The 25,380-nt window shown below is 73.7% G+C and carries 21 protein-coding genes; 7 read left to right on the forward strand and 14 right to left on the reverse strand.

What is annotated here, in order from left to right; genetic code table 11:
* The first annotated feature begins 84 nt into the window (after window positions 1-84).
* The gene (locus BKE41_RS24150; RefSeq protein WP_012321554.1) at window positions 85-516 is read left to right on the forward strand and encodes a CBS domain-containing protein; all 432 of its coding nucleotides are present in this window, start codon (window positions 85-87) and stop codon (window positions 514-516) included.
* A gap of 251 nt (window positions 517-767) precedes the next feature.
* Here BKE41_RS24150 and BKE41_RS24155 read toward each other — a convergent pair whose 3' ends face one another.
* From BKE41_RS24155 to folE, 4 genes are all read right to left on the reverse strand, one after another.
* Window positions 768-2,339 carry an alkaline phosphatase D family protein gene (locus BKE41_RS24155; protein WP_071000193.1) on the reverse strand — a complete coding sequence of 524 codons (1,572 nt, stop codon included), beginning with the start codon at window positions 2,337-2,339 and terminating at the stop codon, window positions 768-770.
* An 88-nt stretch (window positions 2,340-2,427) separates the two neighbouring features.
* Window positions 2,428-3,411 carry a patatin-like phospholipase family protein gene (locus tag BKE41_RS24160; RefSeq protein ID WP_012321556.1) on the reverse strand — a complete coding sequence of 328 codons (984 nt, stop codon included), beginning with the start codon at window positions 3,409-3,411 and terminating at the stop codon, window positions 2,428-2,430.
* Window positions 3,408-3,830 carry a phosphoribosyl-AMP cyclohydrolase gene (gene hisI / locus BKE41_RS24165; protein ID WP_012321557.1) on the reverse strand — a complete coding sequence of 141 codons (423 nt, stop codon included), beginning with the start codon at window positions 3,828-3,830 and terminating at the stop codon, window positions 3,408-3,410. Before hisI ends, BKE41_RS24160 begins: the two co-directional genes overlap by 4 nt.
* 29 nt (window positions 3,831-3,859) lie before the next feature.
* A complete protein-coding gene (gene folE / locus BKE41_RS24170) occupies window positions 3,860-4,678 on the reverse strand; it encodes a GTP cyclohydrolase I FolE (RefSeq protein ID WP_012321558.1) in 819 nt (272 codons plus the stop codon).
* A 240-nt stretch (window positions 4,679-4,918) separates the two neighbouring features.
* Here folE and BKE41_RS24175 point away from each other — a divergent pair, with 240 nt between their 5' ends.
* Window positions 4,919-5,362 (forward strand): iron-sulfur cluster assembly scaffold protein, encoded by a 444-nt coding sequence (locus BKE41_RS24175; RefSeq protein WP_024828685.1) that lies wholly within the window; start codon window positions 4,919-4,921, stop codon window positions 5,360-5,362.
* A 4-nt stretch (window positions 5,363-5,366) separates the two neighbouring features.
* On the forward strand, window positions 5,367-5,699 hold the full coding sequence (yidD, locus tag BKE41_RS24180; protein WP_024828684.1) for a membrane protein insertion efficiency factor YidD: 333 nt from the start codon (window positions 5,367-5,369) through the stop codon (window positions 5,697-5,699).
* A 175-nt stretch (window positions 5,700-5,874) separates the two neighbouring features.
* Here yidD and pdxA read toward each other — a convergent pair whose 3' ends face one another.
* From pdxA to BKE41_RS24195, 3 genes are all read right to left on the reverse strand, one after another.
* On the reverse strand, window positions 5,875-6,900 hold the full coding sequence (gene pdxA / locus BKE41_RS24185; RefSeq protein ID WP_024828683.1) for a 4-hydroxythreonine-4-phosphate dehydrogenase PdxA: 1,026 nt from the start codon (window positions 6,898-6,900) through the stop codon (window positions 5,875-5,877).
* Window positions 6,897-8,012 (reverse strand): four-carbon acid sugar kinase family protein, encoded by a 1,116-nt coding sequence (locus BKE41_RS24190; protein ID WP_024828682.1) that lies wholly within the window; start codon window positions 8,010-8,012, stop codon window positions 6,897-6,899. Before BKE41_RS24190 ends, pdxA begins: the two co-directional genes overlap by 4 nt.
* 109 nt (window positions 8,013-8,121) lie before the next feature.
* Window positions 8,122-8,934: an FCD domain-containing protein gene (locus BKE41_RS24195; RefSeq protein ID WP_106427859.1), complete on the reverse strand. Its 813-nt coding sequence runs from the start codon at window positions 8,932-8,934 to the stop codon at window positions 8,122-8,124.
* Between the two features lie 193 nt (window positions 8,935-9,127).
* Between BKE41_RS24195 and BKE41_RS24200 the strand changes: the two genes are divergently transcribed.
* The 3 genes from BKE41_RS24200 to BKE41_RS24205 all read left to right on the forward strand — a co-directional run bounded on the left by BKE41_RS24200 (window position 9,128) and on the right by BKE41_RS24205 (window position 10,759).
* Window positions 9,128-10,132: a 2-keto-3-deoxygluconate permease gene (locus BKE41_RS24200; protein ID WP_024828681.1), complete on the forward strand. Its 1,005-nt coding sequence runs from the start codon at window positions 9,128-9,130 to the stop codon at window positions 10,130-10,132.
* Window positions 10,133-10,254: 122 nt separating this feature from the next.
* A complete protein-coding gene (locus BKE41_RS30505) occupies window positions 10,255-10,425 on the forward strand; it encodes a DUF3606 domain-containing protein (RefSeq protein ID WP_012321565.1) in 171 nt (56 codons plus the stop codon).
* Window positions 10,426-10,537: 112 nt separating this feature from the next.
* Window positions 10,538-10,759, forward strand: coding sequence for a DUF2934 domain-containing protein (locus BKE41_RS24205; protein ID WP_043074667.1), 222 nt, complete (start codon window positions 10,538-10,540; stop codon window positions 10,757-10,759).
* A 61-nt stretch (window positions 10,760-10,820) separates the two neighbouring features.
* Here the strand turns inward: BKE41_RS24205 and BKE41_RS24210 are convergent, their stop codons facing one another.
* The 7 genes from BKE41_RS24210 to BKE41_RS24240 all read right to left on the reverse strand — a co-directional run bounded on the left by BKE41_RS24210 (window position 10,821) and on the right by BKE41_RS24240 (window position 23,448).
* Window positions 10,821-12,065, reverse strand: a complete 1,245-nt coding sequence (locus BKE41_RS24210) for a methyl-accepting chemotaxis protein (protein WP_012321567.1) — start codon at window positions 12,063-12,065, stop codon at window positions 10,821-10,823.
* A gap of 170 nt (window positions 12,066-12,235) precedes the next feature.
* On the reverse strand, window positions 12,236-15,367 hold the full coding sequence (locus tag BKE41_RS24215; RefSeq protein WP_071000194.1) for a ribonuclease E/G: 3,132 nt from the start codon (window positions 15,365-15,367) through the stop codon (window positions 12,236-12,238).
* Window positions 15,368-16,077: 710 nt separating this feature from the next.
* Complete coding sequence (glcF, locus tag BKE41_RS24220; protein WP_012321569.1) at window positions 16,078-17,418, reverse strand: glycolate oxidase subunit GlcF; 1,341 nt, start codon at window positions 17,416-17,418, stop codon at window positions 16,078-16,080.
* A 57-nt stretch (window positions 17,419-17,475) separates the two neighbouring features.
* Entirely contained in the window at window positions 17,476-18,663 is a 1,188-nt protein-coding gene (locus BKE41_RS24225) for an FAD-binding protein (protein ID WP_071000195.1), read from the reverse strand.
* Window positions 18,664-18,792: 129 nt separating this feature from the next.
* Complete coding sequence (locus BKE41_RS24230; RefSeq protein WP_012321571.1) at window positions 18,793-20,235, reverse strand: polysaccharide biosynthesis C-terminal domain-containing protein; 1,443 nt, start codon at window positions 20,233-20,235, stop codon at window positions 18,793-18,795.
* A 124-nt stretch (window positions 20,236-20,359) separates the two neighbouring features.
* Window positions 20,360-22,459, reverse strand: a complete 2,100-nt coding sequence (locus BKE41_RS24235; protein WP_071000196.1) for a HAMP domain-containing methyl-accepting chemotaxis protein — start codon at window positions 22,457-22,459, stop codon at window positions 20,360-20,362.
* Window positions 22,460-22,941: 482 nt separating this feature from the next.
* On the reverse strand, window positions 22,942-23,448 hold the full coding sequence (locus tag BKE41_RS24240) for an N-acetyltransferase (protein ID WP_012321573.1): 507 nt from the start codon (window positions 23,446-23,448) through the stop codon (window positions 22,942-22,944).
* A gap of 732 nt (window positions 23,449-24,180) precedes the next feature.
* Between BKE41_RS24240 and BKE41_RS24245 the strand changes: the two genes are divergently transcribed.
* Entirely contained in the window at window positions 24,181-25,347 is a 1,167-nt protein-coding gene (locus tag BKE41_RS24245; RefSeq protein WP_024828676.1) for a type III PLP-dependent enzyme, read from the forward strand.
* Window positions 25,348-25,380: the final 33 nt, after the last annotated feature.

Below are 25,380 nucleotides of genomic sequence, written 5' to 3' on the forward strand. Positions count from 1 at the left end.
ACGAGCCGGGCCAACCCGGCCGAGAATGCCATCAGGGCGCCGCGGGCTGACGGCGCACCGGACGCGTCACATAGGGAGAGAGCCATGACCGTCGCACGCATCCTCGCCGAGAAGGGCAGCTCCGTCGTCACCGTGGGCCCCGACAAGACCCTCGATGAGGTGATCCAGATCCTCGCCGACAAGCGCATCGGTGCCCTCGTGGTCGCCCAGGCCGACGGGACGGTGGCGGGCATCATCTCCGAGCGGGACATCATGCGGGCGCTCGCCCGGCACGGCGGCTCGGCCTTCGACGCGCCGGTCTCGGCGCACATGACCGCGGAGGTCACGACCTGCGGCCGGAGCGCGACGATCGAGGAGGTCATGACGCTGATGACCGACGGGCGCTTCCGCCACGTGCCGGTCTGCGAGGACGGGCGGCTGATCGGCCTCGTGTCGATCGGCGACGTGGTGGCGCGCAAGATCGCCACCGTCGAGGCCGAGCACCAGGCCCTGCGCGACTACATCACGATGGCGTAGCGGCGCCGGAACCGCGCGTCTCTCTCGCCCTCCGCCCCCGGGCCTCGCCGGTTCTGGGCAGGCCGCCGGGGCCGGGGCGCGACGCGCTCCCTCTCCCGTGCGGGAGAGGGTTGGGGTGAGGGATCAGGTCTTTCCGGAGCGGTCGCACCCCTCACCCTGTCCCTCTCCCGCACGGGAGAGGGGACCCGCACCCCTTCGCGTCGACGGGCCAGCAGGCCGACATCGCGAGCCCGTATCACCCGCGGTCCGTCTCAGGCCTTCACGGGATCGAGCGTGACGTGCCAGAGGTCGGTGTCGGCCGCGTCCTTGAGGGTCACGGTCATCTGCTCGGTCCGACCGTCCACCGCCACGTGGCCGAAGAACTGGTAGCCGGCGGCCGGCGACAGGTTCACCTGCCCCTTGTCGGGCGCCTTCACGTAGCGCAGCTGCGGCCCGAACGTGTTGTCCAGCGCGTTCGGCCCGAAGGTGCCCGCGTGCAGCGGCCCGGAGACGAACTCCCAGAACGGCTCGAAATCCTGGAACTGCGCCTTGTCGGGGTCGTAGTAGTGGGCGGCCGTGTAGTGCACGTCGGCCGTGAGCCAGACCGTGTTGCGGATGCCCGCGCTCTTGATGAAGCGCAGGAGGTCGGCGATCTCCAGCTCGCGCCCGAGGGGCGGGCCGTCGCCCTGCGCCACCGCCTCGGAGCCGAAGTTGCGGTCCGTGTCGTAGGTGACCACGAGGCCGAGCGGCATGTCGGCGGCGATCACCTTCCAGGTGGCCCGGGATTCGAGCAGCGCCCGCTTCAGCCACGCGATCTGCTGCGGCCCGAGGAAGTGGGACTCGGGCCCGTACGCCGTCTGCCGGTTCTCGCCGTTCGGCCCCCGGTAGGAGCGCATGTCGAGCATGAACACGTCGACCAGCGGGCCGTAGCCGATCTTGCGGTAGACCCGGCCGGGCTCCGACGGCTCGAAGCGCATCGGCATGTACTCGTGGAAGGCCTTCGCCGCCCGCAGCTGCAGGGCCAGCACGTTCGGGTCGGCGTACTTCTTCTTCAGGTGTTCGGCCCGGGTGAGGGGCTCGCCCGGCCACCAGTTGTTGGTGACCTCGTGGTCGTCCCACTGCGCCAGGATCGGCACGGCGGCGTTCATCGCCAGCACGTTCCGGTCGGTGAGGTTGTACTTGTGCCGGCCCCGGAACTCCGCGAGCGTCTCGGCGGCCTTGGCGACCTCCTCGGTCACCCGGTTGCGCCACAGGCTGCCGTCGGGGAGCTTCACCTCGGACTGGATCGGCCCGTCGGCGTAGATCGTGTCGCCGGAATGGATGAAGAAGTCCGGCCGGTTCTTCAGGATGGCGGAGTAGATCGTCATGCCGCCACGGGCCTCGTCGATGCCCCAGCCCTGGCCCGCCGTGTCGCCCGACCAGCAGAACGACACCGAGCGCCGGTCCGCCGGCGCGGTCCGGAACCGCCCGACCTGGGCCGGTCCGACGATGGTCGGCGCGGCGACGTCCTCCAGGCGGACCCGGTAGAACACGTCCTGGCCGGCCGGCAGCCCGGTCAGCGCCACCTTCACGGTGCCGTCGGTCTCCGGCAGGGCGTCGGCGAAGACGCCGCCGCGGATGTCGGCGAAGCTCTCGGTGGTCGCCCACTCGACGATCGCCCGGGCGGGCCGGTCGGACCGGGCCCAGACCACCGCCGAGTCGGTGCCGACATCGCCCGACTGGAGACCGTGGGTCAGGACCGGCCGGTCGGCGGCGCGGCTCAGGCCGGGCCGTCCGAGGCCCGAGGCCAGCCCGACGAGGCCCGCGCCTCCGGACAGCAGGATCTGACGGCGACTCGTATACATTGGAGGTCCTCCAGCATGCACGGCGCCCATCGCAGGCGGCCACGACAGCCGGATGACGGCCTCCTCCGAAGGGACGCGCCCGGACCTTTCAGGCCCGCGCGGCCGCACCCTCCAGCACGGCCCGGATCCGGGGCAGGGCGGCGCGGGCGGCGCGGTGCCCGAGGGCGATGCCCTCCGCGGCCCGGTGGAAATCGAACAGCCCGAAGGCGGCGAGATCCGGGCCGATGGCCACGTCCGGCGGGTCGCGCTCCAGCCGCGCCCGCGAGATCCGGTCCTGCGTGGTGTTGAAGGCGTCGAGCACCACCCGGGCGATGCCCGGCACGGCGATCTCGGGCTCCGGCCGGTCGAAGCCCGGCAGGCGCCCGCGCACCCCCTGCAGGAAGCCCCGGCGCGGGGGCGGGTGCGGTGCCTCGCGCACCACCGGTCCGCCGGTGTCGCCGTTGAGGTTCACGCAGATGACCAAGTCGGCTCCGAGCGCGCGGGCGAGCGCCACCGGCACCGGGTTGACCAGTGTCCCGTCCATCAGCACGCGGCCGTCATGGGCCACCGGCGGGAACAGGCCGGGGATCGCGTAGGAGGCGCGCACCGCGTCCACCGCCGGGCCCGCGGTCAGGCTGACCTCGTGGCCGGTGCCGTACTCGGTGGCGACGCAGCCGAAGCGGACCGGCAGCGTCTCGATCCGGCGCTCGCCGAGATCGGCGGCGAGGCGCTGGCGGAGGCGGTTGCCGGCGATCAGCCCGGAGCCCGGCAGGCGGGGATCGATGAGCCCGACGACCCGGCGCCGGGTCAGCGCCCGGGCGAAGGCCTCGAGCCGGTCGAGGCGCCCGGCCGCGTAGCAGGCGCCGACCACGGCGCCGATGGAGCAGCCCGCCACCACGGACGGGTGGATGCCGGCCTCCTCCAGGGCGCGGATCACCCCGATATGCGCCCAGCCCCGGGCCGAGCCGCCCCCGAGGGCGAGCCCGACGAGCGGACCGGGGCTCGGCGGCGGCCGGAGCGGCTCGACGGTTCCGGGCGGGAAATGCGGGTCGGCGGACTCGTCTTGCCACCGGGTGGCAAGAGGGCGGCTCATCGCCCGGCGGCTTTCAGGACCACCCGGCCGTCCGCCTCCCGGACGACGCTGCGGTAGAAGCAGTCGCGCCGGCCGGTGTGGCAGCAGCCGCCGTCGCCGCCGACCTCGACGCGGATCAGCAGGGCGTCCTGGTCGCAGTCGACCCGCATCTCGACGATGCGCTGGATCTGGCCGCTGGTCGCCCCCTTGTGCCAGAGTTCCCGGCGCGAGCGCGACCAGTACCACGCCTCGCCGGTCTCGAGGGTGCGCGCCAGCGATTCGGCGTTCATGTGGGCGAGCATCAGCACCTGCCCGTCCCGCGCGTCCACCGCGATGCAGGCGACGAGGCCGTCGCGGTCGAAGCGCGGCGTGAGGGCCGCGCCCTCCTCGACCTCGGCGCGGGTGCCGGGGGGATCGAAGGCGATGTCGCGCGCGGTCATGGCAGGGTGATCCGGCTCGCTCGTCGGAGCTACTTGGCGCCGCCGCGCACCAGGGTCAGGAAGCGGACCTGCTCGTTGGCGTTGTCCTTGAAGACGCCGCGGAACTGGCTCGTGATGGTCGAGACGCCGGCCTTCTGGACGCCGCGCATCGCCATGCAGAGATGCTCGGCCTCCACCATCACGGCGACGCCGCGGGGCTTGAGGATGCTCTCGATCACGTCGGCGATCTGGGCGGTCATGGTCTCCTGCGTCTGCAGGCGGCGGGCGAAGGTGTCGACCACGCGGGCGAGCTTCGACAGGCCGACCACGCCCCGGGTCGGATAGTAGGCGATGTGGGCGAGCCCCATGAACGGCACCATGTGGTGCTCGCAGTGGGAGTGGAACGGGATGTCGCGCACCAGCACGATGTCCGAGTAGCCCTCGACCTCCTCGAAGACGCGCTCCAGCAACTTCTCGGCGTCGACCGCGTAGCCGCCGAACAGCTGCTCGTAGGCCTTGGTGACCCGGGCCGGGGTGTCGAGCAGACCCTCGCGGGTCGGGTCGTCGCCGGCCCAGCGCAGGAGGGTGCGGACGGCGGCCTCGGCCTCGGCGCGGCTCGGGCGGCCGGTCTCGATCCCGTCCGGGACGCGGGTCGCGGAGGTCGGCTCGGGCGCCACCTCGACGGGCCGCCCGTCATCGGCGGGCCGATTGTCATTGCGCATGCCGTTCAGACCTTGCCCGTCGATCCCGTTCCGGTCGAAACCCTGGCCGTCACCCTGGTAGGACAAGGATTTGAGCGCGGCATCCATGGCATCTCCGGCCCGCGCGATGCGGGATTTCATCGGGGTGCTGTCGGGCTTGGCGTACATCGTCGGATCGCGTCGGGCGTTCGAGGGAAGATCCCGGGCTCGAAAAGGTTTCAAGCCGGCGCCCCGGGATGGACGAAAGGCCGTGGGAACCACCGTGGCCGTGGGCGCGACCCTGGTCGACGGCCCGCCTCCTCGCGAAGCGGCCGCATCGCGCCTATATCATCGTTCGCGGGGCAACGCGCAATGCGCGTCGCACGCGGCAGAGTCCCGATGGACATTGTGCCTCCGGCCGAGGACCCGATGCTCGACGACATCTACAACCGCCGTATCCTGGAACTCGCCGCCGACATCCCCCGGCTCGGCCGGCTCGAGAACCCGGACGCGACCGCGACGGCCCATTCCCGCCTGTGCGGCTCGACCGTGACGGTCGACCTCGTCCTGGGCGAGGACGGCCGGGTCGCGGATTTCGCCCAGGAGGTCCGGGCCTGCGCCCTCGGGCAGGCCTCCTCGTCGCTGATGGGTCGGCACGTGGTCGGCGCCAGCGCGGAGGAGCTGCGCGGCGTCCGCGAGACCATGCGGTCCATGCTCAAGGAGAACGGTCCGGCGCCCGACGGCGCGTGGTCCGACCTCGCGGTGCTCGAGCCGGTGCGGGACTTCAAGGCGCGCCACGCCTCGACGCTCCTGACCTTCGACGCGGTGGTGGACGCCCTCGACCAGATCGCCGCCAAGCGGCAGGCCGCCTGACGGGATGGTCCGGCGCGCCGCCCACTGGGCGATCCGCGGCTACCAGCTGACGCTGTCGGGCCTGGTCGGCCGCCAGTGCCGCCACTGGCCGAGCTGCTCCGAGTACACCGACACGGCCATCACCCGGCACGGGCTCTGGCCCGGCGGCTGGATGGGCTTCGCCCGGATCTGCCGCTGCGGGCCGTTCGGCACGCACGGCATCGACCTCGTGCCGGAGCGCCTGCCCGCGGGAGCGGCGTGGTATCGCCCCTGGACCTACGGCCGCTGGCGCGGCGTCGAGGCGCCGCCGTCACCGTTCGCCTGCGAGGCGGTGGGGCAGGAGGCCGACATCCGCTAGGCCGATGTTCCCGGTTTGTTTCACGTGAAACACGCTCGCCGAGCCCGTGGCCCGGGACGACCGGCTCGCGTTCCACGGAGGCCGGCTCCGGCGATGATCGCGACCGCCGCGGCACCTCGGGACGGGGGCGCGGATCGCCGCCCCCGTCATCCGCCGAGTCTCACGCCGCCGAGTCTCACGCCGCGCGGCTGGCCGCGAGCTTCTCGGCGAACTCGATCGCCTCGATGAGGCTGCGCTCGTTGGCGACGCCGGTGCCGGCGATGTCGAAGGCGGTGCCGTGATCGACCGAGGTGCGGATGATCGGCAGGCCCAGGGTGATGTTCACGCCCGACAGGTCCATCCACTTCCCCGTGGCCGGGTCGATCTCGAAGCCGAGCAGCTTCACCGGGATGTGCCCCTGGTCGTGGTACATGGCCACCACCGCGTCGTACTGGCCCGCGCGCAGCTTCACGAACACCGTGTCGCCCGGCACCGGCCCGTGCACGTCGAGACCCTCGGCATTGGCCTTCTCAATCACCGGCGTGCTGACGTCGATGTCCTGGCGCCCGAACAGGCCGCCCTCGCCGGCGTGAGGGTTCAGCGCGGCGACCGCGATCTTGGGCTTGGCGAGGCCGAGGCCCTTCAGGGCCTTGTCGGTGAGGTCGATGACGAGGCGCAGCCGCTCCGGGGTCAGGCGCTTCGGCACGTCCTCCAGGGCGACGTGGGTGGTGACGTGGGAGACCCGCATGTTGCCGTGGGCCAGCATCATCACCGACCCGCGCACCCCGGTCAGCTCCGCCAGCATCTCGGTATGGCCGGCATAGTGGTAGCCGGCCTTGTTGAGCGCCTCCTTGTTGAGCGGCGCCGTGACGATGCCGCCGATCCGCCCCGCCATGGCCAGGCGGACGCCGGCCTCGATCGCCTTGTAGGCGAAGCGCCCGCCGTCGGCGGAGAGCCGGCCGGGCTCGATCGGCGCGCCCTCGGCGTCGGCCTGGAGGCAGCACAGCGCCGGCCAGTCGCCGGCCTCGGCGACCTCCGGGATGGCCTCCGGCAGGAGGCCGAGCGCCTGCTCGGCCCGGCGCAGGGCCGGGGCGCTGCCGATGACCACGAGCTTCAGGTCGCCCGCCGCGATCCGGTCCTTCAGCCGGGCCGCGGCCTTGACGATGATCTCGGGGCCGATGCCGGCGGGATCGCCCATGGTGATGGCGAGATGTTGGGTCACGGGGCGCTCCTGTCGTGCGGGAAGCCGTTCTGGTGGAGGAGGTCGCGCCAGACGCCCTCTGTTCCGAAGGCGCCGGACTTCGACACGACCGGCAGCCCGTCCCAGCGGCCGCCCCGCAGGGTCGAGCGGGGCAGGCCGGGCGCGATCTGCCCGGTGACGTCGAGGCGCGCGACGGCGAGGGCGAGGCAGAGCGCCTTCAGGGTCTCGCCGCCGGCGACCAGCAGCGTACCGGGCCGCGGGATGCGGTCGATCACGCCCGCGAAGGTCGCGGCGATATGCGCCGCGGCGTCCTCCCGGGCGGTGCCGGCGGGCAGCGCGAGGCTCGCCAGGACAACGCCGTCCCGGTCGAGGCGCGCGGCCACAGCGCCGGCATGGTCGGGATCGTCCGCCGACAGGACGAGGTGGTGGGTGCCGCAGGCCGCGAGCTGCGCCGCGGTCTCGGGCCGGTCGGAGCCGAACAGCCCGAGCACGGGACCGGCCAGCCGGGCGTCGCCCGGCGGCGCCGCGCCCCGCGCCAGGGCGGCGGCGAGGCCGCCGCTGCCGCACCAGAGCACCGGGCCGCCGCCACCGAGACCCGCCACCCGGGCGAGATCGGCGTCGCTCGCCGCGTCGTAGACGGCGACGCCCGCCACGGGGCCGTCGGCCGGGTCGACCCGACGCGCCGGCAGCCCGACCGCCCGCAGGGCCTCGGCGATGTCGCCCGAGACCGGCTCGAAGCCCGCGCCGCGCCGGGCGAGCTGCCGCCCGCCCGCCGTGCGGCGTCCCTGGTACGGGAAGGCCGGCGCCACGACGCAGCGCTCCCAGGTCCCGGTCCGCAGCACCGCCGCGAGTTCCGCCGCCCAGGGGCCGCGCAGGAGGCTGTCGACCTTCTTGAAGGCGATGCCGGCTCCGTCCAGCCGGGGCGCGAGGGCGCCGACGATCCGCCCGGCGGCCTCCGCCGACAGTTCCCGCGTGCCGGAATCGATCGCCAGGCACCCGCTCGAGCCCTCGGCGGCCTCCGCGGCCAGGATCTCGGGCCACGCCACAGGGATCGACCCGCACAGGCCGGTGAAGCCCGCGGCCGTGTCGAGAGTGCCGGTGAGATCGTCGGCGATGAGGCGCAGGCGGGTCATGTCGGGCGGATCATGGCGGGAGCCTCGCCGGCCGCGCCGCCCGGCCGAGCGCGGCTCGCGTCCTTGTTGTCAGGTTGTCGCGAGGCATACAGACCGGCCGGCGCGGCGGTCAAGCGGGCGGCGCGGCGGCGCCGGCCTCCGCGGGCCGTCCGAGCGAGAGATCGAGGAGCCGCCCCTCGAACAGCCGGTCGCGGGACCCGGCGATATGGGCGGCCATGCGGCTGCGGGCGCCCGCGCCGTCGCGGCCCTCGATCGCCGCGAAGATCCCGCGATGCTCCTCCAGCACGCCGCGCAGGCCGGAGCGGGGGCCCTGCAGGGCGAGGCCGTGGATCGTCATGCCCACGGCGATGTGGGATTGCAGCGCCTCCAGGCAGGCCGCGTAGTAGTGGTTGTTCGACGCCGCCGCGATCGCGTGGTGGAAGGCGAAATCGGCGTCCGCCCGGTGCTGCTCCTGCCGGGTCGCGACCGCCAGCCGGTCGAGGGCCGCCGCGATCCGGTCGAGGGCCGCCGCGTCGTGGCGCAGCGCCGCGTGGTAGGCCGCCTCCGGCTCGAGGGTGAGGCGGAACTCGTAGCAGCGCTGGATGTCGGCGACGCTCTCCACGGGGGCGAAGCCCAGGGCCGGGCGCACCGGCCGCGCCCGCACGAAGCTGCCGGCCCCCTGCCGCGAGACGATCGCGCCCTCCCGGCGCAGCCGGTCGAGGGCGGCCCGCACCACCGGCCGCGAGACCTGGAAGCGTCCCGCGAGGTCGTGCTCGCTCGGGAGCCGCGCGTCGGGCCCGTAGGTGCCGTTCGCGATGCCGGTGCGGATCGCCTGATAGAGGCCGTCGGCCAGGGAGGCGGGCCGTGCCGGCTCCGCGCCGCGGAGCGCCCGCTGCCCGGGCGCCTCCGCCGGGTCAGGGGAGCCGGACAGGGAAGGGGACATCGCTGACGACATCCGGGGACGCCTCCGTGGATCGAGCCGATCCGCGCCGAGTCAGCGTTGCGCCGGCGGACTTGTCAACATTTGTGCTGATCCGGGCGCCAGTTGCGCCGACTTGTCGAAAGGTTGTAGCAGCCCGCCCGGGGGGAAGAGTGGGTGCCAGGGCCCGGGCAGGGCGGCACCGGAAGGGCGACCTATGCAGATACCCATCAAGCGCTCCCTGGAGCGCGTGCCCGGCGGCCTGATGGTCGTGCCGCTGTTCCTCGGCGCGATCCTCCACACGCTCTTCCCGAACACCGCGACCTTCTTCGGCTCGTTCACCGGCGCGCTGTTCAACGGCGCGCTGCCGATCCTGGCGGTGTTCTTCGTCTGCATGGGCGCGGGCATCGATTTCCGCGCCACCCCGGCGATCGCCCGCAAGGGCGGCGTCCTGCTGGCCGCCAAGGTCGGCATCGCGGCGATCATGGGCGTGGTGTTCGGCCAGCTCCTCGGCGAGGCGCCGGTGGTGGGCGGGGCTTTCGCGGGGATCTCGACGCTGGCGATCGTCGCCGCCATGAACGACACCAACGGCGGTCTCTACCTCGCGCTGATGGGGCAGTTCGGCCGCCCGAAGGATGCCGGCGCCTACGCGATCATGAGCCTCGAATCCGGGCCGTTCCTCACCATGGTGACCCTCGGGCTGGCGGGTCTGTCGGCCTTCCCGTGGCCGACGCTGGTGGGCAGCATCCTGCCGCTGCTGATCGGGATGATCCTCGGCAACCTCGACCGCGACATGCGCGCTTTCCTGTCGGGGGCGGCGCCGGTGATGATCCCGTTCTTCGCCTTCGCCCTCGGCTTCGGACTCGACCTCGCCAAGATCTGGCAGGCGGGCCTCCTCGGCATCGGTCTCGGCGTGGCGGTGGTGGCGATCACCGGGGCGGCCCTGTTCGTCGCCGACCGGCTCACCGGGGGCAACGGCGTGGCGGGCGTCGCGGCCGCCTCGACGGCGGGCAACGCCGCCGCCGTGCCGGCGATCATCGCCGCCGCCAACCCGGCCTACAGGGAGGCCGCCGGTCCCGCCACCGTGCTGGTGGCGGCGAGCGTGGTGGTCACGGCGCTGCTGGTGCCGCTGCTGACCGCCTTCGTGGCGGCGCGGGTCCGCCCGGACGCGGCCGAAGCGGATCCGGCGCCGGTCCCGAGCCCCGCGCCGACCGCACCCTGATCCGCCGCGCGCCCCGGCCGCCCGTCCCGCGCGACCGGCGGCAACCGAAGTCTCCGAGCCCGGTTGTCCCTCCAGGGCGCGCGGCACGGCCGCGCCTGACGGCGAACCGGAGCGGGCACAGCATGTCGACCGAGGCCAGAGGCAAGACGCATATCGACATCTACGACCGCGCCACCCGCGAGGAGTGGGCGCAGCGTTTCGGTGTCAGCGAGGAGCGGCTGCGCAAGGCGGTGACGATGGTCGGGAGCCGGATCACCAGCGTCGCCGCCTATCTCGACAAGCCGGCCTCCTGAGGCCGGCGCCATGGAAGTGCCCCCCGATTTCCGTCCGCCTCCGGATCACCCGATGGCGGGGACACAGGCGCCCGCGTCCGAGACCGGCACCGCGCCGGAACCCCCATCCGGGGTGGAGGCGTCGGCACCGCAGCCCCCGCCGCGGTCGCCCGACACGATCACCTTCGAGCAGATCCGCGAGCGGGCCTACGAACTCTGGGAGCGCAACCACCGGCCCGAGGGCTTCGAGATCGAGTTCTGGCTGCTGGCCGAGCGGGAACTGCGCAAGGAGCGGGATCGCCAGAGGGCCGACGCGGCGCCGGCAGCTCCGGGATCCGAGCCGCCGCCGGGCTGACGGCGTCCGATCGCCTCCTGAGACGGTCCCGGGTCGCGGCGGACCCGGGGCCGGCCGGCCTTCAGGCCTCGATCGCCGCCCGGGCTTCCTTCACCGCCGCCTCGAACGCCACGAACGCCGTGGTCGCCGAGTCCCAGGCCTGGCTGCGCACGTGGCGGACCAGGGCGGCCGCCTGCTCGCGGGCCTGCGCCAGGGGCGTCTCGATGGCGGCCGGCCGCGTCGCGTCGGCGGGGATCCCCTCCGGCGGCGTGTCGGTCGAGCGCATGCCGACCAGCGTCGCCGCGACGGCGCGCCGCCACGCGGCGCAATCCGCCGACAGGCGGATCACCCGCTGATCCGCGGTGGTTCCGGTCTGCCGGTCGAGCAGGGTGCGGCCGAGATCCTCGATCCGTCCGAGCTGCGCCAGGGCGTCGCCGATCTCCCGGCGCGCCTTGTCGGTCCCTTCCGCGATGCGGCCGACGTTCTGGGCGATGTCGCCGGTGGCCTGCATCTGCTGGCCGAGGATCTCCGAGGCCTCGCGCATCTGCGCGGCGACGTTCGCGACGGCGCCGCTCTCGGCCTCGACGCGGGCATTGGCCCGCACCATCGCGGCCGCGCCGGCCTCGACGGCGTTGCGGCTGCGCGACACGGCCGCCTGCATCGCGGCCATCTCCTCGCGCAGGCCGCTGACCCGCGCCCGGATCTCGTCCGTCGCCTTCGCGGTCTGCGCCGACAGCGTCTTCACCTCGGCGGCGACCACCGCGAAGCCGCGCCCGGCCTCGCCGGCCCGGGCCGCCTCGATCGTGGCGTTGAGCGCGAGCAGGTTGGTCTGGGCCGAGATCGCCGCGATCGTGCCGGCCATCTCCTCGATCCGCAGCGCGGCGGTCGAGAAGCTGTCGAGACGGCTGCCGATCTCCTCGGTGCCCTCCTCGATCCCGCGCATGCCGTCGGTGGCCCGGTGCAGGTCGCCCACGCAGGTGGCGATGCCCGCCCGGGCGGTCTCGGCCATCTCGGCCGCCGACGAGGAGCGGGCCGCGATCTCACCGGTGGTCGCGGCGAGTTCCTCGCTGGCGGCCGCGATGAGACGGGCCTGCTCGGCGGTGCCGGAGGCGTCGTGGGTCATCCAGCCGATCGAGGTGCCGGCATCGGACGCGGAGGCGGACAGGCGCGCCAGGAGGGTCAGCCATTCCCGGTCGACGGCCAGTTCCGCGACGGGATTCGGTGCCGTCTCGACCGGCGCGGCAACGGCCGTCTCGACCGGTGCGATCGCCGTCACCGGGGTTGCTAGCGCGTCAGGGGTCTGACGCTGCCGGCGCAAACTGAACATGCGGGCCTCTCCGACATTCTAATCGGAGCGCATGGTCACACAGAACCTTCAACCAATGGTGAAGGATAGACTAGTCTCCGAACAAGCGTTGCGGGGCATCCCTGCGGCGCAACAGCTTTTCTTCGAGAAGTTGCGCCCCCGGATAGCGCTCTATCGAGGGGCGCAATGCTTCATTCGCCGGTCAGGGCCGCCTTGGTGCGGGACCACCAGCCGGCGCGCTTCGGCCGATCCGGGTCGGACGGGGGCGTCAGCACGATCGCCACGGGCTCGGGCGCCGGCTCGGCGGGGGCGGCCTCGGGCGACGCGGGCTCGGGCGACGGGGCTTCTGCCTGCGCGCCGACGCTCGCCCGGTCGGCCGCCGGCGCCGCGGACTCGGCCGGCGCCACCGGCAGGTCCACCGCGGTCTCGGCGTCGGCGGCCGGTGCCGGCGCCGATCCGACCGCCTCGGCCACCGCCTCAGCGCTCACCGGCTCCTCCGCCGACAGGGCGACGACGTCGCCCGCGGCCTCCGAAGCGTCGTCCGTCGCGGACGCGTCGCGGGAGCGGCCCTCGCTGCGCCCGCGCCCGCCGCGGCGTCCGCGGCGACGGCGACGGCCGCCCTCGTCCTCGGACCGGGCCGCCTCGTCCGAACCGGCCACCGTCTCGTCGGCTTCGCCGGCCTCCGCGGCGACGGCCGCGGCGGGGGCCTCGGTCCCGGCCGGCTGCTCGCCGTCCCAGTCCCCGTCGCCTCTCTCCGCGTCCGAACGGGCGCCGTCCTGCGGGTCGTCCTGCGAGTCGTCCTGATCGTCGTCGCCGCGATCGTCCTCGGCGCGGCCCTCCTCGCCGCGGCCCTCCTGGCGACCGCCGCGCCGCCGGCGGCGGCGGCGGCGGCGACGGCCCTCGCCGTCCTCGCGCGACCCGTCCTCGCGGGCCTCGGCCCGGCCCTCGTCGGCCTCGCCCTCGGACTCCGTCTCGGCCTCGGCCTCGTCGGCCTCCTCGTCCTCGTCGTCGAACTCCATCGCGGGCGAGATCGCCTGGGCGCGCACGCCCGTCACCGGGCCCTCCGCCCGCTGGGCCGGCTCGCCGCGGTCGAGCTGGAACGGGGTGGTGGCCGCCAGCCGCTCGTCGGCCGCGATCGTGATCGTCACGCCGAAGCGCACCTCGAGCTCGCGCAGGTGCCCGCGCTTCTGGTTGAGGATGTAGAGCGCGATCTCGGTGCGGGTGCGCAGGACGAGGTTGTGCGAGGCCGACTTGAGCAGCACCTCCTCGATCGAGCGCAGGATGTGCAGGGCCACCGACGCGGTGGCGCGCACGAAGCCCGAGCCGCCGCAATGGGCGCAGGGGATCGAGGAGGATTCGAGCACGCCCGTGCGGATCCGCTGGCGGCTCATCTCCAGCAGGCCGAACGGCGAGATCCGGCCGACCTGGATGCGCGCCCGGTCGTTCTTCAGGCACTCGTTGAGCTTCTTCTCGACGGCGCGGTTGTTCCGCTTCTCCTCCATGTCGATGAAGTCGATGACGATCAGGCCCGCGAGGTCGCGCAGCCGCAGCTGGCGGGCGACCTCCTCGGCGGCCTCCAGGTTCGTCTTGAGGGCGGTGTCCTCGATGTCGTGCTCGCGGGTGGCGCGGCCGGAGTTGACGTCGATCGAGACCAGCGCCTCGGTCGGGTTGATCACGAGGTAGCCGCCGGATTTCAGCGAGACGTGCGTGGAGAACATCGCGTCGAGCTGCTGCTCGACGCCGAAGCGGGCGAAGATCGGCGTCGAGTCGCGGTAGGGCTTCACGACCTTGGACTGGCCGGGCATCAGCATCCGCATGAAGTCCTTGGCCTCGCGGTAGGCGTCCTCGCCGGCGACCAGAACCTCGTCCAGATCCTTGTTGTAGAGGTCGCGGATGGCGCGCTTGATCAGCGAGCCCTCCTCGTAGACCAGCGCCGGGGCCATGGAGGTCAGGGTCAGCTCCCGGACCGACTCCCACAGCCGCATCAGGTACTCGAAATCGCGGGCGATCTCGGGCTTGGAGCGCGAGGCGCCGGCGGTGCGCAGGATGACGCCCATCCCCTCGGGCACCTCCAGGTCCTGCACGACCTCCTTGAGGCGCTTGCGGTCGGCCGCCGAGGTGATCTTGCGGGAGATGCCGCCGCCGCGGCCCGTGTTGGGCATCAGCACCGAGTAGCGGCCGGCGAGCGACAGGTAGGTGGTGAGCGCCGCGCCCTTCGTGCCGCGCTCCTCCTTGACGACCTGCACCAGGATGATCTGGCGGCGCTTGATCACCTCCTGGATCTTGTACTGGCGGCGGTAGTGGCGCGGACGCTCGGGGATCTCGGCCAGCGCGTCGCCGTTGCCGCCGACCTGGGCGATCTTGGGCTCGGCGTCGGGATCGTCCGACTCCTCGTCCGACTCCTCGTCGTCGTCGGACTCGTCCTCGTCGTCCTCCGACTCGTCCTCATCCTCGTCGTCGTCGGACTCCTCGTCGTCCTCCTCGGAGGCCTCGTCCGCCGCGTCGGCGGCGGTCGGCGCGGCGGACTCCTCCGCCTCGCTCGCCTCCGTCGCGAGCGCGTCCGCGACGGTCTCGCCCGGCGCGTCGGACACGGTCAGCGCCTCCGCGACGGCGATGCGGGCCTCCGGCTCGGACAGGTCGGATCCGGACTCGGCGGCGACCGGTTCGGCCCCGGCGGGGGCGGCCTGCGCCTCGACCGGAGCGGTCTCGGACAGGTCGGATCCGGCCGCGTCGACCGCGGGCTCGGCGGCGCGCGCCGGCTCGCCGTCCGCCGGGATGTCGCCGGCGGCGGCCTCGGAGGCGAGGGCCTCCTGCACGGCCTCGGGGTTCTCGGCGAGCGTGTCGGGCTGGACGGCCGGGTCGATCCCCGACTCGTTCCGGACCTCGGCCTGATCCTCGCCCTCGGCGGCCGCGTGCGTGTCCTCGGCGCTCACGGTCTCGTCGGCGCCGCGGGCACGGGCCTCGGCGCGGCGGCCGCGGGACCGGCGCGACGACGACCGGCGGCGACGCTCCTCGCGCTCGCGGTGCTCCTCGGCGTCGCGGGCCTCCTCCTCGAGGAGCGCCTGCCGGTCGGCCAGCGGGATCTGGTAGTAGTCGGGATGGATCTCGTTGAAGGCCAGGAAGCCGTGGCGGTTGCCGCCATACTCGACGAACGCCGCCTGGAGCGACGGCTCCACCCGGGTGACCTTGGCGAGGTAGATGTTGCCGCGCAGCTGGCGCCGGTTGGCGGCTTCGAAGTCGAACTCCTCGACCCTAGACCCGTGGACCGTGACGACCCGGGTCTCCTCCGGGTGCATCGCGTCGATCAGCATTTTGTTGGCCATGTCGGACTCTCGGCATGGCGGCCGACGTCGTTCTCCGTGCCCGTGGTCCCGGCGGCGCCTCGCCCGACGTCAAACCTGTCGGGCGGGATGCCGGCCTCGTCGCCGAGGCGGATGGGTTCGAGGGGAAATTGCCGTCAACCGCCGTTCGGCGCCCTGGGCGCCTGGGGTTGAAACAGGCCGGGCGGACGGACGGACCGGTGCGACGCGCCTCGTGCGCCTCCGGGGCACGCGCAGCTCTATGCTGGGCCGTGCGTCCGTCCATCGTGGTCCCGACCTCGCGAAACAATCTCGGCCGGCGGGGGACCGGCCGTGAATTCCTGGGTGCGACGGAGGAACTCCGCCGCGTCGTGCGACACCTGCCCGATCGCGGGCGGCACGGGCCGCCGCCAGGCGGACCGACAGGGCCCGCCGCGACACCACGACCGATTTCGCGAGGAATTCGGTCACGTCCGCGGGCCGTTGCGGCGACCGGCGGGACCGGAGAGGGGTCGACATCATTACAGACCGCTGCGCGGATTTGGCAAGGGTCAACGTGAATAGATGTCACGGGCCTGTCACGGCGCGGAGGCGGCCGGTCCGCGGTCGCGAGCGCAGCCAAGCGATCCAGGGCGGCGCTGACGATCGCGGATGGGCCGCATCCCTGGGCCGCATCGCCGGATCGCCTCGCTGCGCGCGCGATGACGGCCTGCCGCGTCGCGACAGGCGTGTGCCTACTCCGCCGCTTCGAGCCGCGGCGCCACCCCGGCCAGCGCCGCGGGCTTCGGGCCGCCGGTGGCCCAGTCGAGCAGCTCGACCGTGTGGACGATCGGGATGCCGGTGCCCTTCCCGATCTGCGTGGCGCAGCCGATGTTGCCGGTGGCGATCACGTCGGGGCGCACGCGCTCGATATTGGCGACCTTCCGGGCGCGCAGCTTCGCGGCCAGCTCCGGCTGCAGGATGTTGTAGGTCCCCGCCGAGCCGCAGCAGATGTGGCCCTCGGGCACGTCCTTCACGGTGAAGCCCGCGCGCTTCAGCAGCGTCTTGGGCTCCAGCCGGATGCCCTGGCCGTGCTGCATCGAGCAGGCCGAGTGGTAGGCCACCACCAGGTCGGTCTCGGCGACGGGGGCCAGGTCGAGCAGCGCGAGGTACTCGGTCACGTCCTTGGCCAGGCTCGAGACCCGCAGCGCCTTCTCGGCGTAGGCCGGGTCGTCGCGGAACATGAAGCCGTAATCCTTGATGGTCGTGCCGCAGCCCGAGGCCGTGACCAGGATCGCGTCGAGGCCCTTGGCGATCTCGGCGTCCCAGGCGTCGATCGCCTGCTTGGCGTGGGCGTGGGCCGAGTCCTCCTTGCCCATGTGGTGGGTCAGCGCCCCGCAGCAGCCCTCGTTCGCGTGGACGACCTCGATCCCGTGCCGGTTGAGCAGCCGGATCGCGGCGGCGTTGAAGTCCGGCCGCAGCACGCTCTGGGCGCAGCCGCGCAGCAGGGCGACGCGCTTGGGGGCCGTCCCGGCCGCCCCCGCGCCCGCCGGCGGGAACCGGCCGGGCCGGTTCGTCGGCTCGCGGGGCGGCGTCCCGGCCGGCGCGAGGTCGAGCATGGCCGCGAGGCGGTTGCCGACCCGCGGCAGCCGGGCCACCAGGCCCCGGAACGGCGCGCCGAGCCTGGCGGCGGTGAGCGCGAGGCGGAAGCGGCCCGGATAGGGCAGGACCTGGGCGAGCAGCGCCCGCAGGAACCGGTCGCCGGCGGGGCGGGTGTAGGTCTCCTCGATATGCGCCCGGGCGTGGTCGACGAGGTGCATGTAGTGCACCCCCGACGGGCAGGTGGTCATGCAGGACAGGCACGAGAGGCAGCGGTCGACGTGCTTGACCACCTCCTGCGAGGCCGGCTTGCCGCCCTCCAGCATGTCCTTGATCAGGTAGATCCGCCCGCGCGGGGAATCGAGCTCGTCCCCGAGAAGCAGGTAGGTCGGGCAGGTCGCCGTGCAGAAGCCGCAATGCACGCAGGTCCGCAGGATCTTCTCCGACGCCGCCATGGCGGGATCGGCGAGCTGGGCGGGGGCGAAGTTGGTCTGCACGGGTCGCGTCCTCGGCGCCACGCCTCCCCACGGTCGGGGAGGGGCGAAATCTGATGCTTACAGTCCGGCGTACATCCGGCCGGGGTTGAGCACCCCGGCGGGATCGTGCGCCGCCTTGATGCCGGCGGTGAGCCGCATCAGCGGCTCGGCCAGCGGCTCGAACACCGGCACGGCGGCGCGCACGGCGTCGGGTGCGCGCACCAGCGTGGCGTGGCCGCCCTGGGCCTTCACCGCCCGGCGCACCGTCGCGGCGCCGGCATCGCCCGCCGAGCCGGTGGCGAGCCAGATCAGGCCGCCGCCCCAGTCGAAGAACCAGCGCGCCTCGCGCTCGGCCGCGACCGCCGCCGCGAGGGCCGGCCCGCGGGTCGGCGCGGTGGAGATCCGCCAGAGGGCGGCCTCCCGGGGCTCGGCGAGCGGCGCCGCGTCGCGCACCGACCGCCAGAGGGCGGCGCCGGCCTCACCGTCCAGGGTCTCGGGCTGACCGTAGCGCTTCAGCAGGCGGCTCAGCGCGCCCGCGCGGTAGTCGATGGAGTCGGAGAAGCCCTCGAGGCGCATCAGCGTCCGCGCCTCCGGGGCGCCGATCCCCGCCGGCAGGTGCGCGGCCCCCGTGAGCTCGAAGGGCGAGCCCAGCGCCTCCGCCAGGGCGGTCACCGCCCGGGCGTCCTCCAGGCCGGAGAAGACCAGGGTCGCCACCCGCTCGCAGGCGGGCAGCACCTTGAAGGTGATCTCGGTGAGCAGGCCCAGCGTGCCGTGGGCGCCGGCCATCAGCTTCACGAGGTCGAGGCCGGTGACGTTCTTCATCACCCGGCCGCCCGACTTGATCGCCTCGCCGCGCCCGTTGACGAAGCGGACGCCGATCAGGCTGTCCCGGGCCGCGCCGGCGTTGATCCGCCGGGGACCGGCATTGTTGATCGCCGCGACCGCCCCGAGGGTCGGCTCCCCGGCGCTGCCGTAGAGGCCGCGCAGGTCCATCGGCTCGAAGGGCAGCATCTGGCCGCGGGAGGCGAGCAGCGCCTCGACCTCGGCGAGCGGCGTCCCGGCCCGGGCCGCCACCACCATCTCGGCGGGCTCGTAGAGCGTGACGCCGGTGAGGGCCTTCGCCGAGAGGGTCGCGCTGTCCTGCGCGGGCCGGCCGAGCCCCGCGGCGGTGCCGCCGCCGGCGAGGCGCAGGCGCTCGCCGCGCCCCGCGGCCGCCCGCACGATCTCCCCGGCCTCCGCCTCGGTGCCGGGCTCGTACACGCCCATCGTTCCCGCCCCGGTCCTGTTTGTATCCATTCCAGGACGGGTGTCGCCGGATCCGGCGGCGGATTCAAGCGGAGGTGGAGTCGCGGGGTTTCAGCGGCGGGATTTCCACTGCGGCGGCGGCGCGCGAGCCTACTCCGCCGCCACGGTCCCTGCCGGGCGCAGGCGCGCCAGGACCTGGCGGCGCAGGCCGGCGATGTCGAGGATCCAGACCAGGGTCCCGTAGAGAACCATCCCGGCCGGAACCAGGACCGCCAGCGCGGTGGCGGGCGGCAGCTGCCGGAAGGGGGCGAGGGCGAGCCCCATCGCCGCGCAGGCGAGCGCCGCGACGCCGATCTCCCCCCAGGGCAGCGCGATCCGCTCCGCGCCGGTCAGGGCGCGCCAGCCGAGCCACGTTCCGGCGGCGGCGAGCCCGGCGCTCTGCGCCAGCGCGACGCCGAGACCGCCCATCCGGTCCGGCAGGACGAGGAGGCCGGCGCCGTTCACCGCGAGGCCGACCAGGGCGGCGGCGACCACCGGCAGGGTCCGGCGGCGGATCTGGAAGACCGGGTTGAGGGCGTAGAACATCATCGCGAGGCAGAACAGGCCCGGCATCAGCACGGTGCTGTAGGTCTCGAACGGCCCGCGATAGGCGTCCGGCACCACCAGCCCCTGGAGGGCCGGCAGCACCGCCCAGAAGCCGACCGCGCAGGGCGCCAGCAGGGCGAACACGGTGCCGGCATTGGCGGCGACCTGCGCCTCGGCGGCGGCGCGGCCGCTCTGCTCCTCGGCCTGCACGGCGAGCTGGAACAGCAGCAGGTCGAGGGCGGTGCCCAGCGTCATCAGCGCGCGCGAGGTGACGTCGGCCGCCAGGGCGAAGTAGCCCGCCTCGGCGAAGCCGGCCTGGCCCGCGATGGCGCCACGATTGACGAAGGTGAGGCACTGGTAGGCGGTGTTGGCGGCGATGAGCGGCAGGCCGTAGCGCGCGAAGACCCGCCAGGTCGCCGACAGGCGCGGCCGCTCGAGGGGCGTGCGCGGGTCCCGCAGGGGGTGGCGCAGCACCACCACCGCGAGGAGCTGGCTCAGTCCCGCCGCCGCCAGCACCCAGGCCGGCTGGGGCAGCCACCACGCCGCCGCCGCCATCAGGGCGAAGGACAGGACGTTCTTCACCGCGACGAGGCCGAGATAGAGCTTGCCGTCGAAGCGCGCCCGGGCGAGGGCCGCGTGATAGTCGAACACGCCGATGCCCAGGGCCGCGAGGCCGGTGCCGCACAGGACCGCCTCGCGCCCGTCGGCGCCGCCGGCGAAGCCGAAGGCCCCGCACAGGGCCGCGGCGGCCAGGAGCAGGGCGCCGATGCGCAGGTAGGCCCGGTCGAGCCCGTGGCGGATCCACGGCTCGTCGACGCGCACGCGCCCCGAGTAGAACCGCGTCGCCGACAGGCGCAGCCACTCGAACAGCACCGTGTTCAGCACGATGGCGCCGGTGGTCGCGAGGGCGAACCGGCCGAAATCCGCCGGGCCCAGCAGCTTGGCGATCAGCAGGCCGAGGACGAAGTTGAGCCCCGCATTGATGACGAAGGCGACGATCACGGCCATGGACGGCGACTCATGCGCGGCGGGATTGCGCCCGCCCGTTGCGTACGCTGTAGCGCGCGAGCCGTAAGACTCCCCTAAACGGGCGAGATCGGGGCGGAGGCCCGCGGGCCCCGGCACCGTTCGGTCAGGCGGCCCGGACGCTGTCGAGGAAGCGCGCGACCTCGGCGGTGAGCGTCTCGGATTGCCGCGACAGCGCGGACGCCGCCGCGAGTACCGCGGCGGCCGCCCGGCCGGTCTCCTCGGCGGCCCCGGCGACCCCCAGAATGGTGCTGGTCACCGCGCCGGTGCCGATGGCCGCCTGCCCGACGTTGCGGACGATCTCCCGGGTGGCCGATCCCTGCTCCTCCACCGCCGCCGCGATCGCGCTCGCCACGCCGCTGATCTCCTGGATCCGCCCCGTGATCGCGCCGATCGCCGCGACGGCCCCGCCGGTCGCGCCCTGGATGCCGGCGATCTGGCCGGCGATCTCCTCGGTCGCCCGGGCGGTCTGCGCCGCCAGCGCCTTCACCTCGCCGGCGACGACCGCGAAGCCCCGGCCCGCCTCGCCGGCGCGGGCGGCCTCGATGGTGGCGTTGAGCGCCAGCAGATTGGTCTGCCCGGCGATCGCCGCGATCAGCCCGACCACGTCGCCGATCCGCGCGACCGCGCCGCTCAGGTCGCGGACCAGCGCGCCCGTCTGCCCGGCCTCCGAGACGGCCCCCTGGGCGAGCCTGGTCGATCCCTCGACCTGCCGGCCGATCTCCTCCACGGAGGCGCCGAGTTCCTCGGCCGCCGCCGCCACGGTGCTGACGTTGGCGGCGGCCTCCTCGGCGGCGGCCGCCACCGTGCTGGACTGGCTGGCGGTCCGGGTCGCGGTGGCCGTCATGGTCTGGGCCGTACCCTGCAGCGCGGTGGCCGAGTCCGAGACCTGGGCGATGATGCCGCCGACCGTCCGCTCGAACCGCTCGGCCATCGCCCGCAGGTCGGACCGGCGGCGCGCCTCCGCCGCCAGCCGCGCCTCCGCGGCCTCGGACTCGAGCTGCCGGCTGCGGATGAGGTTGTCCTTGAACACCTGGACGGCCCGCGCCATCGCGCCGATCTCGTTGCGGTAGGTGCGCGCCGGGACCGTGACGGAGGCGTCCCCGTCGGCCAGCGCCCGCATCGTCGCGGTCAGCGCCCGGAGCGGGCGCAGCACGCCGCCGAACAGGGTCCACAGGCCGAGGGCCACCAGCAGGATCACCGCCAGCAGCGCCGCCCCGCTGCGCGCGACGTCGCTCCGGGCCGCGTCGGCGAGGGCCTCGGCGCGCGCCACCATCGCGTCCAGGGCCGCGTCGCAGAGGGCCACGAGGGAGCGCTGGTTCTCGGTGTTGCGGTCGCGCAGCTCCGCGAACGAGTGGCGCGGGGGCGTGTGCGTGCTGAGCGCGTCGAAGACCGCCTGCCCGATGGCCCTGGTCTCGCCCTCGAAATTGCTGGCCTTCGCCCGCTCGAACGCGGCCCGCACCGCCTCCGAGACGCCGGTCGCGGCCTCGGTCGTGCGCCGCCACGCCGCCAGAAGTTCCGTCCGCTCCTCGGCCGCCGCGATCGTCTCGGGCAGGGACCACGACGCGCCGGCGACCAGCGAGCTCTGCACCCGCACCGCGACGTTGCCGCTGGCCACGCGCGTGTCCCAGGCCGCCTGCTTGAGGGCGAGATAGCGCTGCAGGGCGGGATCGGAGCGGGGAATGGACGCGTCGACCGCCTTCAGCGTGGCCGTCAGCGCCTCGAGCAGGTCCTGGAAGGCGGCCATCGCGGCCTCCCGCAGCGCCGGGTCGCGCCGCGCCTTCGGCAGCCGGAGGGCCTCGTCGATGCGGGGGCGCAGGGCCGCCATCGCCTCCTGCGCCGTGGTCAGGCGGTCGAGCGTCGCGCTGACCGCCGGCTCGGCCAGATCGCTCAGGCTGCGCTGGGCCCGGCGGTAATTCTCGGTCAGCGCCTGCCGGCTGCCCGCGACGGTCGACAGGGTCTTCGCGTCCGCGGGCGCCTCACCCCCGAGGGCGAGGGACGATCCGCGCTCGAGCCGCAGCGGCAGGATCGCCCTGAGGAGGCCCTGACTCGCCTCCGTCAGGGTCACGGCGCGGGCCGCGCGCGCCGCCTGCGCCCGCGCGTCGACGAGCGACCTGACCGCGTTGCCCAGCGCCATGCAGGCCATGATGACGATCACCAGGCACAGCAAGGTCCGGATCGAGAAGCGTCCCAGCCAGCGACTCATGGGAGAAAATCTCAGGATCTGCGATGCTCGGTCCTATAACGTCAGGTTTCGTCGGGCAATCGAGCGATCGCGCTATCCGTAATAAAGATTAGGATATTTTATGATCCGCCGTTTATATGGATAAACACAGAGATTGTCCGCGCGAAGACTTGTCTGACGAAATCGCGCCGAATTTCGACGGGCCGAAATCGGCCCGCTCTTCGGCGGCGCGGCGGTGCGGCTCCCGCCCCGGGAGCGGCGGGGAGCGGATCTGGCGCCCCGCGCCGCATCCGCGAGGAGCCCCGGGCCGGGCCCGGGGCCGCGCGGGGCCGGCCTGCCGGCGTCCTGCCGGCAACCTGCCGGCGTCCTGCCCGTCCGGCCGTCGCGCGCCCTCGTCATGGCGGATCGGGTCGCGAGAACGGACCGTTCGATCGGGGCCGGATATCGGCGGGGGCCTGCCGGCCCGCGGGCCGCCCGCGGACCGGCGGCACCCCGCGCGTCGCCTACAGCGCGCGCTCGTAGCGCCAGGCCTCCATCCCGTCCTCGTAATAGTCCGGCCGCACGGCGAAGCGGGTGTAGCCCCGGCGCTCGTAGAGCCGGATGCCGGCGCCGTTGTCCGCGCGCACCTCCAGCCGCAGCCGGTCGCAGCCCTGGGCGCGGGCGCGGGCCTCCGCGGCGTCGAGGAGCCGGCCGCCGAGGCCGAGGCCGCCGCGATTCGGTGCCACCGCGATCGAGGCCAGCCGGGCGATCCGGCTGCCGCGCCGCCGCTCCAGCACCGCGGCGCCCACGAGCACCGGAATCGGATCCCGGTCCGGCGGGTCGATCAGGGCCGCCAGCACGTCCATGGTGGGCGAGCGGATCGCGTGGCGGATCGCCCGGCGCTCGGCCCGGTCCGTGGCGAAGGCGGCGTGCTCCAGGGCGACCAGGGCGTCGAGATCGGCGAGGGTGGCGGTGCGGATCGTCGGCTCGGGGAGCCCGTCGCCGACCGGGCTGCGCAAGGGAGCGCTCACAGGGGGGCGCTCACGCCCGCGCCGTCGCGGTGGATCTGATCGGCCCGGCCATCGCTCGCTCGCCTGAGTCCTCTGCCCCCTCCGGTCAGATGCCCGCTTCCGCCGCGCTTGGGAAGCCCGCGCGGCCCGCCGCGCGCCGGCGGGATGCGTCGTTTTTGCAACGGAGCGCGCGGGGTGTGGATTGCGGGCGGAAAAGCGGGCGTTTCGGGGCGGTTTCCCCTTGTCGCGCGGGACCCGTCTCCGTATATGCGCCGTGCCCAATTTCGCACGTGCCTGTGGCCGCGTGTCGGTTGGTGGGCATCCGGTCAACTGCCGGACAGCCGCCAGGGGTCTTAAAGGATCGATGGTCGCAAGGGTGGATCCCTACGGCCGGCATCCAGGTGGCAACACCGGACCCCGACAACAACCGGCAGCCGGAGGCGAAACCGGCGAACCCCGCTCTCCACGGGGGACGCAGCTTAAAGCAACGACGAACGGGCTTTTTTGGTCTCGTCGGCCCTCCAAAGGCCGGCACCGAAGAGGCTTGTTTCTCTTTGCCCGGCGTGCGGTGGGGGTCCTCCCTTCCAATCCACGGCAGCTTCCGGGTGCTCTGCGCCCGCACTGACGCACGCGTCTCCAAAGCGCGTGGGTCCGCGCGACGCATCGCCCCCTGACGCCGGCGGCCTGTCAGGCCGTCATCTTCGACAGCGCGCCCCGCGTAGGGCGCCCGCGAACCCGTGCCGGGAGACGACCATGACCGACCGCATCCGTGACTACCTGCGCGTGCGCCGCGACCTCGGTCAGGACGAGGGCCCCGTGATGGTCCTCGACCTCGACGTCGTGCGCGACAACTACACCGCCTTCGCGCGCTCCCTGCCGGACACCCGGGTGTTCTACGCCGTGAAGGCGAACCCGGCTCCCGAGGTGCTGCGCCTTCTGGCCGAGATGGGCTCGTGCTTCGACACGGCCTCCGTCGCCGAGATGGAGATGGTGCTGGCCGCCGGCGCCACCGCCGACCGGATCTCCTTCGGCAACACCATCAAGAAGGAGCGCTGCATCGGCCGCGCCCTGAAGCTCGGCATCCGCCTGTTCGCGGTCGACTGCCAGGCCGAGGTCGAGAAGATCGCCCGGGCCGCCGAGGCCGTGGACGTGCCGGCCGGCGAGATCCGGGTGTTCTGCCGCATCCTCTGCGACGGCGCGGGCGCCGACTGGCCCCTGTCCCGCAAGTTCGGCTGCGTGCCCGAGATGGCCGCGGACGTGCTGGAGCACGCCCACCGCCAGGGGCTGGAGGCCTACGGGATCTCGTTCCATGTCGGCTCGCAGCAGGGCAACACCGAGGCCTGGGACGGGGCCCTCGGCTCCGCGGCGGCGGTCTTCCGCGAGTGCGCGGAGCGCGGCATCGGCCTGTCGATGGTCAATCTCGGCGGCGGCTTCCCGACCAAGTACCTCAAGGCGGTGCCGGGCGTGGAGAGCTACGGCGAGGCGATCTTCCGGGGCCTGACCAAGCATTTCGGCAACCAGATCCCCGAGACGATCATCGAGCCGGGCCGCGGCATGGTCGGCAATGCCGGCCTGATCGAGGCGGAAGTTGTTCTCGTGTCGCGCAAGTCCGCGGATGCCGACGAGGTCCGATGGGTCTACCTCGACATCGGCAAGTTCGGCGGGCTGGCCGAGACCATGGACGAGGCGATCCGCTACCCGATCCGCACCGCGCGGGACGGGGACGCGACCGAGCCCTGCGTCATCGCCGGCCCGACCTGCGACTCGGTGGACGTGCTCTACGAGCGGCAGCTCTACCCGCTGCCGGTCTCGCTCTCGATCGGCGACAAGGTGCTGATCGAGGGCGCGGGCGCCTACACCACGACCTACGCGGCGGTGGCCTTCAACGGCTTCCCGCCCCTTCAGCAGATCGTGATCTGATCGCGCGCGCCGCCCGGGACACTCCGGGCGGCA

The sequence above is a fragment of the Methylobacterium sp. C1 genome (assembly GCF_001854385.1).
Taxonomy (GTDB): domain Bacteria; phylum Pseudomonadota; class Alphaproteobacteria; order Rhizobiales; family Beijerinckiaceae; genus Methylobacterium; species Methylobacterium radiotolerans.

Coding starts and splice junctions, on each gene's coding strand:
- BKE41_RS24190 (WP_024828682.1), bottom strand. CDS start 8,012: ATGACCCGCCTGCGCCTCATCGCCGACGATCTCACCGGCACTCTCGAC.
- BKE41_RS24150 (WP_012321554.1), top strand. CDS start 85: ATGACCGTCGCACGCATCCTCGCCGAGAAGGGCAGCTCCGTCGTCACC.
- folE (WP_012321558.1), bottom strand. CDS start 4,678: ATGTACGCCAAGCCCGACAGCACCCCGATGAAATCCCGCATCGCGCGG.
- BKE41_RS24215 (WP_071000194.1), bottom strand. CDS start 15,367: ATGGCCAACAAAATGCTGATCGACGCGATGCACCCGGAGGAGACCCGG.
- BKE41_RS24175 (WP_024828685.1), top strand. CDS start 4,919: ATGCTCGACGACATCTACAACCGCCGTATCCTGGAACTCGCCGCCGAC.
- yidD (WP_024828684.1), top strand. CDS start 5,367: ATGGTCCGGCGCGCCGCCCACTGGGCGATCCGCGGCTACCAGCTGACG.
- hisI (WP_012321557.1), bottom strand. CDS start 3,830: ATGACCGCGCGCGACATCGCCTTCGATCCCCCCGGCACCCGCGCCGAG.
- BKE41_RS24230 (WP_012321571.1), bottom strand. CDS start 20,235: ATGGCCGTGATCGTCGCCTTCGTCATCAATGCGGGGCTCAACTTCGTC.
- BKE41_RS24200 (WP_024828681.1), top strand. CDS start 9,128: ATGCAGATACCCATCAAGCGCTCCCTGGAGCGCGTGCCCGGCGGCCTG.
- BKE41_RS24235 (WP_071000196.1), bottom strand. CDS start 22,459: ATGAGTCGCTGGCTGGGACGCTTCTCGATCCGGACCTTGCTGTGCCTG.
- BKE41_RS24160 (WP_012321556.1), bottom strand. CDS start 3,411: ATGAGCCGCCCTCTTGCCACCCGGTGGCAAGACGAGTCCGCCGACCCG.
- BKE41_RS30505 (WP_012321565.1), top strand. CDS start 10,255: ATGTCGACCGAGGCCAGAGGCAAGACGCATATCGACATCTACGACCGC.
- BKE41_RS24210 (WP_012321567.1), bottom strand. CDS start 12,065: ATGTTCAGTTTGCGCCGGCAGCGTCAGACCCCTGACGCGCTAGCAACC.
- BKE41_RS24245 (WP_024828676.1), top strand. CDS start 24,181: ATGACCGACCGCATCCGTGACTACCTGCGCGTGCGCCGCGACCTCGGT.
- BKE41_RS24155 (WP_071000193.1), bottom strand. CDS start 2,339: ATGTATACGAGTCGCCGTCAGATCCTGCTGTCCGGAGGCGCGGGCCTC.
- BKE41_RS24225 (WP_071000195.1), bottom strand. CDS start 18,663: ATGGGCGTGTACGAGCCCGGCACCGAGGCGGAGGCCGGGGAGATCGTG.
- BKE41_RS24195 (WP_106427859.1), bottom strand. CDS start 8,934: ATGTCCCCTTCCCTGTCCGGCTCCCCTGACCCGGCGGAGGCGCCCGGG.